The organism is Halomonas aestuarii (genome assembly GCF_001886615.1).
Lineage (GTDB): Bacteria > Pseudomonadota > Gammaproteobacteria > Pseudomonadales > Halomonadaceae > Halomonas > Halomonas aestuarii.
Genome location: NZ_CP018139.1, coordinates 2101880 through 2115617 on the forward strand (window position 1 = coordinate 2101880; position 13738 = coordinate 2115617).

Sequence of the window (13738 nt, forward strand, 5' to 3'; positions counted from 1 at the left end):
AGGAAAGATGGAGCCCCAGGACCTGCCCACCGACCCCCATCGTCTCCACGAGGACGTGATGGCCATGCTGGTCGGCACGCTCTTCGTCGCCCTCGGCGTGAGCTTCTACACTCAGGCCATGCTGCTCACCGGCAGTACCGCCGGTCTGGCCTTCCTGCTTCAGTACGCCACCGGCTGGCGCTTCGGGGTCGGGTTCTTCCTGATCAACCTGCCGTTCTACTGGCTGGCGATCCGGCGCATGGGCTGGAGTTTCACCCTGCGCACCTTCGTGGCCATCGCCCTGGTCTCGGTGTTCTCGGAGCTGACCGCCGGCTGGATCCGCATCGAGTGGATGCAGCCGCTCTACGCCTCGCTGATGGGCGGCAGCCTGATCGGCATCGGCATGCTGGTGCTCTTCCGCCACCGCACGAGCCTCGGGGGCATCAACATCCTCTCGCTCTTCCTGCAGGACCGCTACGGCTGGCGCGCAGGCTACGTGCAGCTGGGGATCGACGGGCTGATCATGCTGGTGGCCCTGTCGGTGCTGCCGCTGGAGCGGGTCGGCCTCTCGGTGCTGGGCGCCGTGGCGCTCAACCTGATCATCGCCCTGAACCACAAGCCGGGACGCTACATGGGGGTCAGCTGAGCCGACCCTCGACCCGACGCCGGGGGCGTCCCCCGGTGGCTGTGGCGTCGCCGTCATGGCAGGGCGCCGGCAGCCGGTGAAGGGGAGGGGGCGCCTCAGTACTCGCGGCCGCTCAGAAAGGCAGGCTCTCCCGCAAGTGCTTGCTCAGTAGGTCGGCCAGACGCCGGGGGTGGCAAGTTCCAGCAGGTGGCCGTCGGGGTCGCGGAAATAAAGGCTCTCCCCGCCCCGTGGCCAGTGGGTGCGTCCCTCGACCGGAATCCCGTGCTGCTCCAGTCGGGTTTCCCAGTCGGCCAGCTCCCCGGCGGCGATGGCGAAGGCCATGTGCACCCGGCCATCGCCATCGTGGGGCGGGATGGTGCCCATGCCCTTCGGCAGGACCACGGTCTCCCGGGTCTCGCCCTGCAGGAACAGCAGCAGCACGGTGCCGGCCCCGGCGTCATAGGCGGTGAAACGGTGGTCGGCGTTGAAGGGCGAGAGCCCCATCACCTCCTCGAAGAAGGCGCGCGCCCGGACCATGTCCGCCACGTAGAGCGCGGATTCCAGCACACCGTTGAGCTCGGGCATGAGCGCCTCCGCGGTGAGGGTCCTGACTGAAGCCTAGCAGCCCTCAGCGGTCGGCCACCCAGAACCACCAGACGATCAGGGCGATCAGGGCGAGCCCCGCCAGGTTCACGAGCCAGCTCATTGGTCGGCCTCCTTCGTGCCTGTAGTTCGCTTGGCAGCGGCGTGCTGCTCGCCGTCGTCGCGGGGCCTGAAGAGCCGCAGGCGGTTGGCGTTGCTCACCACGGTGATCGAGGAGAGCGACATGGCGGCGCCGGCGATCATCGGCGAGAGCAGGGTGCCGGTGACGGGGTAGAGCACTCCGGCGGCGATGGGGATGCCGAGCACGTTGTAGCCGAAGGCCCCTGCCAGGTTCTGCTTGATGTTGGTGAGGGTGGCCCGGCTGATCTCGATGGCCGAGGCCACGCCGTGCAGCGAGCCCCGCACCAGGGTGATGCCGGCGCTCTCGATGGCCACGTCGGTGCCCTGGCCGATGGCGAACCCCACGTCGGCACGGGCCAGGGCCGGTGCGTCGTTGATGCCGTCGCCCACCATGCCGACCACCTCGCCTTCGCCCTGCAGCCGCTCGATCTCGGCGAGCTTGTCCTCGGGCAGGAGCCCGGCGAGGAAGTCGTCGATGCCCACCTCCCGGGCGATGGCGGCGGCGGTGTGCTCGTTGTCACCGGTGAGCATCACCACCGTCAGGCCGTCGGCCTGCAGGCGCCTCACCGCCTCGCGGGCATCGTGGCGCAGCGGGTCGCTGATCCCGAACACGGCGACCAGCCTGGCGTCCACGGCGAGGTACACCACGGTGCGGGCCTTCTCCTCGAGCCCGGTGGCGATCTCGCGGCCGCCGGCCAGGTCGACGCCTGCCTCCTCCAGCAGGCGGGCATTGCCCAGCAGCAGCGCTCGGCCGTCGGCAGTCGTCGCCGTGACACCGCCGCCGGTGACGGTGTCGAAGTCGCGTATCTCCCCGGGCTCGGCGCCCTGCGCCTCGGCACGTGCTGTCAGGGCCTCGGCCAGGGGGTGCTCGGAGCCGCGCTCCAGGGCCGCGACCAGGCCCAGTACTTCCCGCTCGTCGCCGTCTAGCACCTCGGCCTCGGTGACCCGGGGCTTGCCCTCGGTGAGGGTGCCGGTCTTGTCCACCACCAGGGTGGAGAGCTTGCTGGCGGTCTGCAGGGCGTCGCCATTGCGGACCAGCACGCCATGCTCGGCGGCCTTGCCGACCCCGATCATGGTAGAGATTGGCGTGGCGAGGCCCAGGGCGCAGGGGCAGGCGATGATCAGCACCGTGGTGGCGGTGACCAGCATGTGGATCACCCGCGGCTCCGCGCCGACATTGAACCAGACGAGCGCGGTGATCACGGCGATGATCATCACCGAGGGCACGAAGATGCTCGATACCTTGTCGGCCAGGTCCCCGATGGGCGGACGGGAGGCCTGGGCGCTGGCCACCTGCTCGGTGATCTGGCCGAGGCGGGTGTTCGCCCCCACGCGGGTGGCGCGGTAGACGAGGCCGCCCTTGCCGTTGACGGTGCCGGCGCTCACCTCGTCGCCCTCGGCCTTGGCCACGGGAACGGGCTCGCCGGTCAGCATCGACTCGTCGATGTGGCTCTGCCCCTCGGTCACCTCGCCGTCCACCGGCAGGCGCTCGCCGGGGCGCACGCGGATGTGGTCGCCCTGGCGGACCTCGTCGATGTCGACCTCGTGCTCCTCGCCGTCGCGGATCACCCGGGCGGTGCGGCTCTGCAGGTCGAGCAGGCGCTTCAAGGCCTCGCTGGTGCGCCCCCGGGCGCGCAGCTCCAGGGCGTTGCCCAGCAGCACCAGGCCGATGACCATCGCCGAGGCCTCGAAGTAGATGCCCCTTGCCACCTCGGGCAGCCAGGGGGCGAAGCCCACCACCACCATGGAGTAGAGCCAGGCGGTGCCGGTGCCCATGGCGATGAGGGTGTCCATGTTGGCCTGGTGGTGGCGGAGGTTCTTCCAGGCGTTGGCGAAGAAGTGGCGACCCGGATAGGCCATCACCGCCAGCGTCAGCAGGCCGATCACCAGCCAGTAGAGGCGGCCTCCGCCCACCGGCTGGGGGTGGTAGACGAACATGCTGGCCATCAGCGGCACGGCCAGCGCAAGCGACAGCAGGCTGCCCCTGAGGCGTTCTCGATAGGTCTGCTCGTCCTTGCGCGCCCGGGTCTCCTCCGCCTCGCGCATGTCGACGATGGGCTCGGCGCCATAGCCCACGTCCTGCACGGCGCGCACCAGGGCGTCCGGGTCGGCGCTGCCGCGCACCTGGGCGGTGTGGGTGCCGAAGTTGACCTCCGCGCTGACCACCCCCGGCGTCCGCTCGAGGGCCTGCTGGACGCTCTTCACGCAGCTGGCGCAGGTCATGCCGCTGATCGAGAAGCGTCGCGTGGTCGGCCGCTGCTCTCCACCCGGCTCGTCGCTCGCGGCAGGAGGCTGGGGCGCCTCCGGCGCGACGTTGTCGGGCGTCTCGGCCTGGCGGGAGGCGTCCGCCTCGGCGTGAGTCTCGTCGTCACCGTCGCGCTCGCCGGGCGGGTAGCCGGCATCAATGAGCGCCTCGTCCAGCTCGGTCGCCGAGAGGAGGGTGGTGACCTCGAGTCGCTTCTCGGCCGGGGTGCCGACCACCTCGGCGTCGGGATCCCGTGCCTGGATGGCCTTGCGCATGCTGGCCACACAGCCTTGGCAGCTCATGCCGGGGATCTGGCGTCTCCGGGATGCCGGTGTCGGCGTGGCCTCGTCCTCCGCGGGCGGATAGCCCGCCTCGCGCAGCAGGGCGTCCAGGGTCTCACCGTCCAGCTCGGTGGCGACGTCCAGGCGTTTCTCGTCTGGGGTGCCCGTGACCTCGGCCCCCTCGTCCCGGACCTGGATGGCCCGGCGCATCGTGGCCACGCAGCCCTGGCAATTCATGCCGGGGACCTGGCGCTCGAAGGTGTGTCTGGCGGTCATTGGACCTCCTTGCCGGCGTCGACGTCGGCGTTGAGCGGTTCGGGAAAGCTCTCGATCAGGCGGCAGAGGCTGTGGCCGTCCGGCGTGCCGTCGGGCATCTTTTCCCAGGCCGCCAGGGCCTGCTCCATGCGGGAGGCCAGCGCCTCCAGCTCGGCGATCCGCTCCCGGATCTGAGGCAGTCGACCGGCCAGCAGGTCGCGCACCATCGGGCAGGGCGAATCGCCATGGTCGGCATGGTCGAGGATGTCGCGGATCTCGGCCACGCCGAACCCCAGGGTGCGGGCGCGCTGGATGAAGCGCAGCCGGTCCAGGTCGGCCTGCCCGAACAGCTGGTAGCCGTTCTCGGGGTGGCGCTCGGGATGCAGCAGCCCCTCGCGGGTGTAGTGGCGCACGGTCTCGGCGGTGACGCCGGCCAGGCGGGCGAGTTCGCTGACCTTCATCGACAGGTCTCCAGTGGATGTCATGCTGATAGTGTAAAACCCTTGGGTTACCCATAGGTCAAGGCAGGATGGTGGCCGGCCGGCTCCGGGGGTCGCATGTTGGCTAAGGTCATGAAAGATAAGAAATTAAAACGGCCGTGCGACCAAAGTATTAGCATTTTTTGCTTTCAAACGGTCGTTTGTACTTGATCCCGGGTGGGGGATTCGCAAACACTGGCCTGGACCTGACCGCCCTGCGGCAAGAACGACAACAATCCTTCACCAGGAATAGGGATGCCTCGCCATATGCCCACCACGTTCAACAAGCTGACCGTTGCCATCGCCCTCGCCTCCACCGCGCTGATCGCCAGCCAGGCCGCCGCCTCTGGCTTCCAGGTCCGTGAGCAGAGCGCCAAGACCCTGGCCAACGCCCTGTCCAACGCCGCCGCCGGCGCCGAGGACGCCAGCTTCATGGCCTACAACCCGGCCGCCATCGGCAACATCGACGGCAACCAGGTGGCCGGTGGGGTGGCCTATATCGAGGCCGACTTCGAACTGCAGGATGCCTCGGCCTCCAACGCCTTGACCTCTTATGGCGAGAACCAGTCCGGCCAGGGCGGCGAGACGGCCGTGGTGCCGAGCTTCGCCGCCAAGACCCAGCTCAACGACCGCTTCGACCTGGGGCTGGCCATCTATGCGCCCTATGGGCTCTCCACCAAGTACGACCAGGAGTGGATCGGCCGCTACCACGCCGTGGAGACCGAGCTGACCACCATCGACTTCCAGCCGACCCTGAACTACCGGGCCTCCGAGCGGTTGAACCTGGCCGTCGGCCTGCGGGCCCAGTATGCCGATGCGACGCTCTCCAACTCACTCGACCTAGCCTCAATAGGGGCATCACAGGCCTCTGGCGCTGAGGCTGCATTCCTGGCCACTCAGGCTGGGCAGGCCGATGGTTTTGCCGAGGTTACGGGCGATGATTGGGGGTATGGCTATACGCTGGGCGCGCTCTTCCAGGTCACCGACAGGACGCGGCTGGGTGCGAGCTACCGCTCCGAGATCGACCTGACATTGGAAGGTGATGCACGCTTTAGCTCAGACAATCCCGTTGGTCAGGACGTCCTTGCGGACACTCAGGACGCGGATACGTTTACAAACGGAGGGGGGGCGGCGGAGCTGACGACGCCGGCCAACCTGAACCTGGGGGTCTACCACCAGCTGACCGATCGGCTGGCGCTGATGGCCAACGCCGAGTGGACCGAGTGGAGCAGCTTCGACGAGCTGACCGTCGAGTTCGAGGACAGCACCCCCGACAGCACCACCACCGAGAACTGGGACGATACCTGGGCCTTCTCGGTGGGGGCCAACTACGCGCTGACCCCGCAGTGGCTGCTGCGCGCGGGCCTCGGCCTCGACGAGAGCCCGATCCCGAGTGCCGAGTACCGCACCCCGCGGGTGCCGGACAACGATCGTCGCTGGGCGACTCTGGGCGCCACCTGGATGCCCACGCCCGAGCTCGGCGTCACTGCCGGCTACATGCACGTCTTCGCCAACGATGCCGACATCGACCAGGACGGCAACAAGGAAGAGAACGCGACCAAGGGTAGCCTGAACGGCACCTACGAGATCGAGGCGGACGTCTTCGCCCTCTCGGTGGACTATCGCTTCTGACGCCGGCCCATCCGGCGGCACCTCGAGACCCGGCTTCGGCCGGGTCTCGTCGTGTGGGGCCGGGCGCTCAGGGTGGATGCGAGCTTGGGCCGGTTTCGCTACAATGGCCGACTTTCCGGGCCGCCGGGCCCCTGGCGTTGCGCCAGCGCCGCGGCGGCCGTCTTTCCACTGCAGATTCAGGCGAGCGAGCCCATGCTGGAAACCAACCCCATCCATAGCCTCATCAAGGACCTGTCCGAACGGACAGACGTCCTGAGGGGGTATCTTTGACTATGCCGAGAAGAAGGATCGGCTAGAGGAAGTCACCCGCGAGCTGGAGGACCCGGAGGTCTGGAACGACCCGGACTATGCCCAGAAGCTCGGCAAGGAGCGGGCGACGCTGGAGACCATCGTCGCCACCATTGACGAGCTCGACCAGGGCCTGGGCGACAGCCGTGACCTGCTGGAACTGGCCGAGATGGAGGAGGACGAGGGCACCGTCGCCGAGGTCCAGAAGGAACTCGACGGCATGCAGGCCAACCTCGAGAAGCTCGAGTTCCGGCGCATGTTCTCCGGTGAGATGGACGAGAACAACGCCTACCTCGACATCCAGGCCGGCTCCGGCGGCACCGAGGCCCAGGACTGGGCCAACATGCTGCTGCGCATGTACCTGCGCTGGGCCGAGCATCACGGCTTCAAGGCCGAGATCATCGAGGTCTCCGCCGGCGAGGTGGCGGGCATCAAGTCGGCCTCGGTGCACGTCCAGGGCGACTACGCCTTCGGCTGGCTGCGTACCGAGACCGGCGTGCACCGGCTGGTGCGCAAGAGCCCCTTCGACTCCGGCGGTCGCCGCCACACCTCGTTCGCCTCGGTGTTCCTGTCGCCGGAGGTGGATGACAGCTTCGAGGTCGAGATCAATCCCTCGGACCTGCGCGTCGACACCTACCGCTCCAGCGGGGCCGGCGGTCAGCACGTCAACACCACCGACTCCGCCGTGCGCATCACCCACGAGCCCACCGGGATCGTGGTGGCCTGCCAGAGCCAGCGCAGCCAGCACGCCAACCGCGACTTCGCCATGAAGCAGCTCAAGGCGAAGCTGTGGGAACACGAGATGCAGAAGCGCAACGCGGCCAAGCAGGAGGCCGAGGACTCCAAGGCCGATATCGGCTGGGGCAGCCAGATCCGTTCCTACGTGCTGGATGACCAGCGCATCAAGGACCTGCGCACCGGCGTGCAGTCGAGCAACTGCGACAAGGTGCTGGACGGCGACCTGGACCAGTTCATCGAAGCCAGCCTGAAACAGGGCCTTTGACCCCTTGCCTTGCCGTGCACCGGGCGCTCCGCGTCCGGTGCACGGCTCGACGCCCACTCTTTCACAGGTAGCGACATGGCCAACCCGGATTCACCGCAGAACGACGAGAACCGCCTGATCGCCGAGCGCCGTGCCAAGCTGGCCGCGCGCCGCGAGCGCGCCGCCGGCACCGGCGAGAGCGCCTTTCCCAACGATTTCCGCCGCGACAGCCTGGCGGCCGAACTGGTCGACGAGCTCGGCGACCGGGACAAGGCCGAGCTGGAGGCGCTGGGACGCCCGGCCGCCGTGTCCGGGCGGATCATGCGCAAGCGCGGGCCCTTCATCGTCATCCAGGATCCCTCCGGCACGATCCAGCTCTACGTCGACAAGAAGGGGCTGCCGGCCGAGGTGCTGGACGACGTCAAGGGCTGGGACATCGGCGACATCGTGGCCGGCCGCGGTCCGGTGCACAAGTCGGGCAAGGGCGATCTCTACGTGATGATGGAAGAGGCCAGGCTGCTCACCAAGAGCCTGCGTCCGCTGCCCGACAAGTTCCACGGCCTGACCGACATGGAGGCGCGCTACCGCCAGCGCTACGTCGACCTGATCATGAACCCGGACTCGCGTCGGGTCTTCGAGGCCCGGGCCGGGGTGATCAGCGCCATGCGCCGCTTCTTCGAGGATCGCGGCTTCATGGAGGTCGAGACGCCGATGCTCCAGCCGATTCCCGGCGGCGCCACGGCCCGGCCCTTCGTCACCCATCACAATGCGCTGGACATCGACATGTACCTGCGCATCGCGCCGGAGCTCTATCTCAAGCGCCTGGTGGTAGGCGGCTTCGAGCGGGTCTTCGAGATCAACCGCAACTTCCGCAACGAGGGGCTCTCCACCCGGCACAACCCCGAGTTCACCATGATCGAGTTCTATCAGGCCCATGCCAACCACCATGACCTGATGGACCTCACCGAGGAGATGCTGCGCAGCGTGGCCGAGAAGGTGCTGGGTACCACGACCGTGGTCAACACCGTGCGCAATGCCGAGGGCGAGGTGCTGGAGACCTTCGAGTACGACTTCGGCCAGCCGCTGCGCCGGATCACCGTCTTCGACGCCATCCTCGAGTTCAACCCCGACATCCACGCCGAGGCCCTGGCCGACGAGGCGGCCGCCCGCCAGATCGCCGAGCGCCTGGACATCGACGTTAAGGATGGCTGGGGACTGGGCAAGATCCAGATCGAGATCTTCGAGAAGACCGTCGAGCATCGCCTCCAGCAGCCGACCTTCATCACCGAGTACCCCACCGAGGTGAGTCCCCTGGCCCGGCGCAAGGACAGTGATCCCTTCGTCACCGAGCGCTTCGAGTTCTTCGTCGGCGGCCGCGAGATCGCCAACGGCTTCTCGGAGCTCAACGACGCCGAGGACCAGGCCGAGCGATTCCGGGCCCAGGCCGAGGAGAAGGAGGCCGGAGACCTCGAGGCGATGTACTACGACGCCGACTACGTTCGTGCCCTGGAGTTCGGGCTGCCGCCCACCGCCGGCGAGGGCATCGGCATCGACCGTCTGGTGATGCTGTTCACCGACAGCGCCTCGATCCGCGACGTCCTGCTGTTCCCCGCCATGCGCCCCGAGGCGGAGTGAGCGGGGCGGCCGGCCACGGCGAGGGCGGAAGTGTTGGTAAGGGGCGCCGCGAGCGCCCATAATGGTCACCGTTTCGATGTCGAGGAGACCGTGATGAAACTGCTCAACCGCTCCGCCCTGAGCGTCAGGCCGACCCGGCATTTCGTGGACTGGATCAATGCCCTGGAACCCACCATGGACGGGGACGACCTGACCCTGGCCGACGTCGAACGCGAAAGCACCGTCTACCTGATCCCGGAGATGGACACGCCGGAGGCCCTGGAGGGCTTCGTGCGCGAGCGCTTCCTCGAGATCCTCGAGACCGAGCTGCGCGCCTGGGAAGAGGACGAGCGCCAGTGGCCGGAGGCCCTGGACTGGACGCTCTTCCAGCGCTTCCTGCAGGTCGAGCACAGCTACCTGGCCATCGACCTGGACAACGAGGCCGCACTGGAGATCTCCGAGGTGGACGACGCCCTCCTCCTGGAGACCGACCAGGACTGACGCGCCTGTCGTGCTGCTGTCCCCGCGACGGCGACCTCGAGAAACCGGCTTCGGCCGGTTTCCGCTTTGACGGACCCTGATTGACGGAAACAGGATGAGTCGACTCTTCGCGACCCGTCCCGGCGACGACGGCCTGCCGGGACCGGAGCGGCGCCTGGCCGTGCTGGCGCTGATCCTCGGGACCCTGATGGCGGTGGTGGACACCACCATGGTCAACATCGCGCTGCCCACCATCGCCGCCGACCTCGAGGCCTCCCCCTCGCGGGTGGTCTGGGTCACCAACCTCTTCCAGGTCGTCTGTGCCGCCTTCCTGCTGATCTTCGCCGCCCTGAGCGAGCGGGTCGGCCGCTACCGCCTCTACACGGCCGGGGTGGGCCTGTTCACCCTGGCCGCCCTCGGCAGCGCCCTGTCGCCCGACCTGGAGACCCTGCTGCTGTTCCGCGCCCTGCAGGGGCTCGGGGCGGCGGCCACCCTGTCCATCGGGCCATCGCTCTATCGTTCGATCTTTCCCTCGCGGCTGCTCGGCAGCGCGCTGGGGCTCTCCGCCCTGGTGGTGGCCGGCGGCTATGCGGCGGGCCCGGCCATCGGTGGCCTGATGCTGTCTGTGGCCAGCTGGCCGTTGCTCTTTGCCCTGCATGTTCCCCTGGGGCTCTGTGCCGCCAGCCTGGCCTGGCGGGCGCTGCCCCGGGAGGCGGGGCGCCGTGAGGACTTCGACTGGCGCGGGGCGCTCTTCTCGGTGGCCATGATGGCCGGACTCTTCATCGGCCTCGATGGCGCCGGCCATGGCGTACCGGGCGGGGAGGTGCTCGCCTGGCTGGGGGTGAGTGTCGCGGCGGGCGTGCTCTTCCTGCGCCGCCAGCGGCGGGCACGCCACCCCCTGCTGCCACTCTCGCTGTTCACGGAGCGGCGCTTCTCGCTGGCGGTGTCCGCGTCGGGGCTCGCCTTCGTGGGCCAGGGGCTGGCCTTCGTGGCCCTCTCCTTCCTCTATCAGCAGGAGATGGGGTTCACGCCGCTCCAGACCGCCTGGATGTTCACCCCCTGGCCGCTGGCGATCATGGTGGTGGGGCCGCTGGCCGGCCGGCTGGCGGACCGGGTCAATCCCAGCCTGCTCTCCAGTGCCGGCCTGGTGCTGCTGCTGTTGGGCCTGGCCGCCCTGGCCGGGCTGGATGCCGAGGCCGAGGTGGCCGACAGCCTGTGGCGCACGGCGCTCTGCGGGCTGGGCTTCGGCCTCTTCCAGCCACCCAACAATCGCGAGATGATGGCCAGCGTTCCCCATGAGCGCAGTGCCCGGGCCTCCGGCGTGATGAGTACCACCCGCACGGTGGGGCAGTCCCTCGGGGTCGCCCTGGTCGGGGCCTTCCTGGCGGCCGGTGCCCCGGTGCAGGCGACGCTCTGGGCGGGGGCCGGGGCCTGCGTGCTGTCCCTCGCGGCGAGCCTTGCGCGGGTCGGCCTGGCCGGGCGGGCGCAGCGAGAGGCGCGTCGTGCCCGGACCTAGCGGACGTCGTCGGACCCGGGCGGAAGGCGTACAATGGCACCCTCACACACCCATCATCGAGACGTCGACATGAGCACCCAGGACACTATCGAAGACAAGCTCAAGGCCCTAGAGCCCGACTTCCTGGCGGTGGAGAACGAGAGCCACCGGCACAACGTGCCGCCGAACTCCGAGACCCACTTCAAGGTCACCCTGGTCGCTCGCCGCCTCGAGGGGCTGATGCCGGTCAAGCGTCACCAGCAGATCTATGCGCTGCTCGCCGATGAGCTGGCAGGCCCGGTCCATGCCCTGGCCCTGCACCTCTTCACGCCCGAGGAGTGGGAGGCCAGCGGCCGGTCGCGTCCCGATTCCCCCGACTGCCGGGGCGGCGGCGCGTCGTGACCCCCGAGCCCCAGCGCCTGCAGTACCTGGAGGCCATGGGCCTGACGGCCTGGGTCTCGCGCTACCGCCTGCCCAATGCCCTGCCCACGCAGGAAGCCGAGTGGGAGGAGCCCGCGTCCCGGGACGCGGCGCCCCGGGCGCCGGGCGAGCGCCTGCATGCGCTGGTCGACGAGGTCGCGGAGGCGCGGGCCACCGCGCCCCGCGAGGCCCCCGCCGACCCGGAGCCGCGCCATCGTCCGCCGGCCGGCCCCGGCAAGGCGCGCGCTCTGCTCGGTGACATGGCGCCCGCCGCCGAGGAGGCCGCCTCCGACCAGTCGGTCGCCACGCGCCCGACGACGGCCCCCGGGGAGGCGCTGCGCTTCACCCTGCAGGTGGCGTGTCTGGATGGCCGCTGGCTGATCCTGCTGCCCCGGGAGGCGTCCCCCGGTGCCTCGGAGGCGCGTCTGCTGCGCCACCTGCTGCAGGCCGCCGGCGTGGTGCCCGAGCAGATGCCGCCCTTCGAGGCCTTTCGCTGGCCCCAGGTGGAGGGGCTGCCGGTGGAGGCGCCCCTCGAGGAGGCCGGGGAGGGGCTCCAGGCCTTCCTGGCCGGCCGCCGGCGGCGGGGCTGGGTGCCGGAACGGCTGCTGGTGTTCGGCCATGACGCGGTGCTCGACGACCTGCTGGGCCTGGCTGAGGGCCACTGCCCGCTGCTGGCGCTGCCGGCCTGGCAGGGGCCCGACCTGGGCGAGCTGGAGGGCAGCGCCGAGGCCAAGCGGGCGCTCTGGCCGATGATGGCCGGCTGGCGCCAGGCATGGCAGGACGGCCTGCATGATGAGCATGACCCCGACTGAAGGGGTGCTGCGCCCGCTGCGGGGCGATGACCTGCCGGCGCTGGCGGCCCTGGAGCGGGACGGCCAGGGCGATCCCTGGGCACCGGGCCAGCTGGAGGCGGCGCTGGTCGACCCCGACACCCTGGTGCTCGGCATCGAGCGCGGGGCGCGGCTGGTGGGCCATGCGGTGGTGGCGAGGCTGCCCTTCGATGCGGAGCTTCAGGCCATCATGGTGGCCGGGGACTGTCGCCGCCAGGGGCTGGCGGGACGGCTGCTCGGGGCGGTGATCGAGACGGCAAGGTCGTGGCGGGTCGAGCGTCTGCTGCTCGAGGTCAGGGCGGGCAACGCCCCGGCCATTGCCCTCTATCGGGGGGCGGGGTTCGTCGACGACGGCCGGCGACGCGGCTACTATCCGCCGCTCGCCGGCCGGGGTCGGGAGGATGCGCTGCTGATGTCCCTCCCGCTGGCCTGAGGCCCACCTCAGCTGTTGGTGGTCTCGACTTCCTCGAACTTGCCCAGCAGGGCGGAGAGGCGACGTTCCCACTCCTGGCGCTCCTGCTTCAGGCGGGCGTTTTCCTCGCGCAGCTCCTCGGCTTCCATCCTCATCAACTCCAGGGCCTCGACGGCGCTGGAGACCTTCTGTTCGAGCTGGTTGAAGAGTTCGATGCTCATCCTGTTCTCCTGACAACATCCTGCTGGTCGGGCCGTGCCCGGTGGGGGTCCTTCAGTCGGGCAGCGTAACGCCGCGGCCGGGGCTCAGCAACCGTCTGTGTCGGGCGACCGGCCCTCGCCGTGCCGGCGATGGAAGAGCCGCCCGGTGCTGTCCCCGGCCCGTACCTCCCGCTGCAGCGTCCAGCCCGCCGGCACCTCCGGGTCGAGCGTCGACTCGGTCTCCAGGTAGACCATGGCGTCGTCGGCGAGCCAGCCCGCCTCCAGGGCGGCGCAGCAGGGCGCGGCGAGGCCCTGGTGGAACGGCGGGTCGAGGAAGACCAGCGAGAAGGGGGAGGGCGCGCCGGCCAGGAAGGCCTGGGCCTCCGCGGTCACCAGCTGGCTGCGGCCGGTGGCGCCCAGGGTCTCGAGGTTCTCGGCCAGCTGTCGTGCCACGCGCGGGTCGCGCTCGACGAACACCGCCTCCCGGGCGCCCCGCGACAGGGCCTCCAGGCCCAGCGCCCCGGTACCCGCGAAGAGATCCAGGACCCGGGCCCCGGGGGTGGCGGCGGCGAGCCAGTTGAACAGGGTCTCGCGCACCCGGTCGGGAGTGGGGCGCAGGCCGGGGTGGTCGGGGACGGGAAGCCGTCGGCGGCGGTATTCGCCACCGATCAGGCGCAGCCGTCCGGGGTTCCGGCGTCCCGGGCCCTTGGTCGGGGCGCCGGAGGCCGGGCGGCGGGGCTTGCGGGAGGGAGGATGGCGGCGTGTCATGGGGCGGATTGTAACCGTCGGCTTGTCCAC

General features: G+C 69.7%; 14 protein-coding genes. 9 read left to right on the plus strand and 5 right to left on the minus strand.

Going from position 1 to position 13738, the window contains the following annotated elements; all coding sequences use genetic code 11:
- Positions 1-7: 7 nt before the first annotated feature.
- Positions 8-625 (plus strand): YitT family protein, encoded by a 618-nt coding sequence (locus BOX17_RS09795; protein ID WP_071944092.1) that lies wholly within the window; start codon positions 8-10, stop codon positions 623-625.
- Between the two features lie 144 nt (positions 626-769).
- On the opposite strand, the gene BOX17_RS09800 is transcribed toward BOX17_RS09795, so the two are convergent.
- From BOX17_RS09800 to BOX17_RS09810, 3 genes are all read right to left on the minus strand, one after another.
- Positions 770-1189 carry a VOC family protein gene (locus BOX17_RS09800; protein WP_071944094.1) on the minus strand — a complete coding sequence of 140 codons (420 nt, stop codon included), beginning with the start codon at positions 1187-1189 and terminating at the stop codon, positions 770-772.
- Between the two features lie 117 nt (positions 1190-1306).
- The gene (locus BOX17_RS09805) at positions 1307-3874 is read right to left on the minus strand and encodes a heavy metal translocating P-type ATPase (protein ID WP_071946797.1); all 2568 of its coding nucleotides are present in this window, start codon (positions 3872-3874) and stop codon (positions 1307-1309) included.
- A gap of 251 nt (positions 3875-4125) precedes the next feature.
- On the minus strand, positions 4126-4569 hold the full coding sequence (locus tag BOX17_RS09810; RefSeq protein ID WP_071944096.1) for a MerR family transcriptional regulator: 444 nt from the start codon (positions 4567-4569) through the stop codon (positions 4126-4128).
- Positions 4570-4854: 285 nt separating this feature from the next.
- Between BOX17_RS09810 and BOX17_RS09815 the strand changes: the two genes are divergently transcribed.
- The 8 genes from BOX17_RS09815 (at position 4855) to rimI (ending at position 12761) form a co-directional block, all read left to right on the plus strand.
- Positions 4855-6219: an OmpP1/FadL family transporter gene (locus BOX17_RS09815; protein ID WP_071946799.1), complete on the plus strand. Its 1365-nt coding sequence runs from the start codon at positions 4855-4857 to the stop codon at positions 6217-6219.
- 195 nt (positions 6220-6414) lie between these two features.
- Positions 6415-7510, plus strand: a protein-coding gene (prfB, locus tag BOX17_RS09820; RefSeq protein WP_164508654.1) for a peptide chain release factor 2 whose coding sequence is annotated in 2 segments (ribosomal slippage) — positions 6415-6486 and positions 6488-7510 — 1095 coding nt in all. Because the reading frame shifts where the segments join, the coding sequence is not laid out codon by codon here.
- Positions 7511-7585: 75 nt separating this feature from the next.
- On the plus strand, positions 7586-9124 hold the full coding sequence (gene lysS / locus BOX17_RS09825) for a lysine--tRNA ligase (RefSeq protein WP_071944100.1): 1539 nt from the start codon (positions 7586-7588) through the stop codon (positions 9122-9124).
- A gap of 93 nt (positions 9125-9217) precedes the next feature.
- Positions 9218-9604, plus strand: a complete 387-nt coding sequence (locus BOX17_RS09830; RefSeq protein WP_071944102.1) for a hypothetical protein — start codon at positions 9218-9220, stop codon at positions 9602-9604.
- Positions 9605-9698: 94 nt separating this feature from the next.
- Positions 9699-11099 carry an MFS transporter gene (locus BOX17_RS09835; protein WP_071944104.1) on the plus strand — a complete coding sequence of 467 codons (1401 nt, stop codon included), beginning with the start codon at positions 9699-9701 and terminating at the stop codon, positions 11097-11099.
- A 69-nt stretch (positions 11100-11168) separates the two neighbouring features.
- Positions 11169-11480, plus strand: a complete 312-nt coding sequence (locus BOX17_RS09840; protein ID WP_071944106.1) for a BolA family protein — start codon at positions 11169-11171, stop codon at positions 11478-11480.
- Entirely contained in the window at positions 11477-12310 is an 834-nt protein-coding gene (locus BOX17_RS09845) for a hypothetical protein (RefSeq protein WP_071944108.1), read from the plus strand. The genes BOX17_RS09840 and BOX17_RS09845 overlap by 4 nt, the downstream gene beginning before the upstream one ends.
- Entirely contained in the window at positions 12288-12761 is a 474-nt protein-coding gene (rimI, locus tag BOX17_RS09850; protein WP_244272127.1) for a ribosomal protein S18-alanine N-acetyltransferase, read from the plus strand. Before BOX17_RS09845 ends, rimI begins: the two co-directional genes overlap by 23 nt.
- An 8-nt stretch (positions 12762-12769) precedes the next feature.
- On the opposite strand, the gene BOX17_RS09855 is transcribed toward rimI, so the two are convergent.
- Positions 12770-12961, minus strand: a complete 192-nt coding sequence (locus BOX17_RS09855; RefSeq protein ID WP_071944110.1) for a cell division protein ZapB — start codon at positions 12959-12961, stop codon at positions 12770-12772.
- An 84-nt stretch (positions 12962-13045) separates the two neighbouring features.
- The gene (rsmD, locus tag BOX17_RS09860) at positions 13046-13708 is read right to left on the minus strand and encodes a 16S rRNA (guanine(966)-N(2))-methyltransferase RsmD (RefSeq protein WP_071944112.1); all 663 of its coding nucleotides are present in this window, start codon (positions 13706-13708) and stop codon (positions 13046-13048) included.
- Positions 13709-13738 lie beyond the last annotated feature (30 nt).

What these genes read in the sequence shown, in the direction of transcription:
- BOX17_RS09795 (WP_071944092.1), top strand. Translation starts at nt 8, where the DNA reads ATGGAGCCCCAGGACCTGCCCACCGACCCCCATCGTCTCCACGAGGAC.
- BOX17_RS09800 (WP_071944094.1), bottom strand. Translation starts at nt 1,189, where the DNA reads ATGCCCGAGCTCAACGGTGTGCTGGAATCCGCGCTCTACGTGGCGGAC.
- BOX17_RS09805 (WP_071946797.1), bottom strand. Translation starts at nt 3,874, where the DNA reads ATGAGCTGCCAAGGCTGTGTGGCCAGCATGCGCAAGGCCATCCAGGCA.
- BOX17_RS09810 (WP_071944096.1), bottom strand. Translation starts at nt 4,569, where the DNA reads ATGAAGGTCAGCGAACTCGCCCGCCTGGCCGGCGTCACCGCCGAGACC.
- BOX17_RS09815 (WP_071946799.1), top strand. Translation starts at nt 4,855, where the DNA reads ATGCCCACCACGTTCAACAAGCTGACCGTTGCCATCGCCCTCGCCTCC.
- lysS (WP_071944100.1), top strand. Translation starts at nt 7,586, where the DNA reads ATGGCCAACCCGGATTCACCGCAGAACGACGAGAACCGCCTGATCGCC.
- BOX17_RS09830 (WP_071944102.1), top strand. Translation starts at nt 9,218, where the DNA reads ATGAAACTGCTCAACCGCTCCGCCCTGAGCGTCAGGCCGACCCGGCAT.
- BOX17_RS09835 (WP_071944104.1), top strand. Translation starts at nt 9,699, where the DNA reads ATGAGTCGACTCTTCGCGACCCGTCCCGGCGACGACGGCCTGCCGGGA.
- BOX17_RS09840 (WP_071944106.1), top strand. Translation starts at nt 11,169, where the DNA reads ATGAGCACCCAGGACACTATCGAAGACAAGCTCAAGGCCCTAGAGCCC.
- rimI (WP_244272127.1), top strand. Translation starts at nt 12,288, where the DNA reads ATGATGAGCATGACCCCGACTGAAGGGGTGCTGCGCCCGCTGCGGGGC.
- BOX17_RS09855 (WP_071944110.1), bottom strand. Translation starts at nt 12,961, where the DNA reads ATGAGCATCGAACTCTTCAACCAGCTCGAACAGAAGGTCTCCAGCGCC.
- rsmD (WP_071944112.1), bottom strand. Translation starts at nt 13,708, where the DNA reads ATGACACGCCGCCATCCTCCCTCCCGCAAGCCCCGCCGCCCGGCCTCC.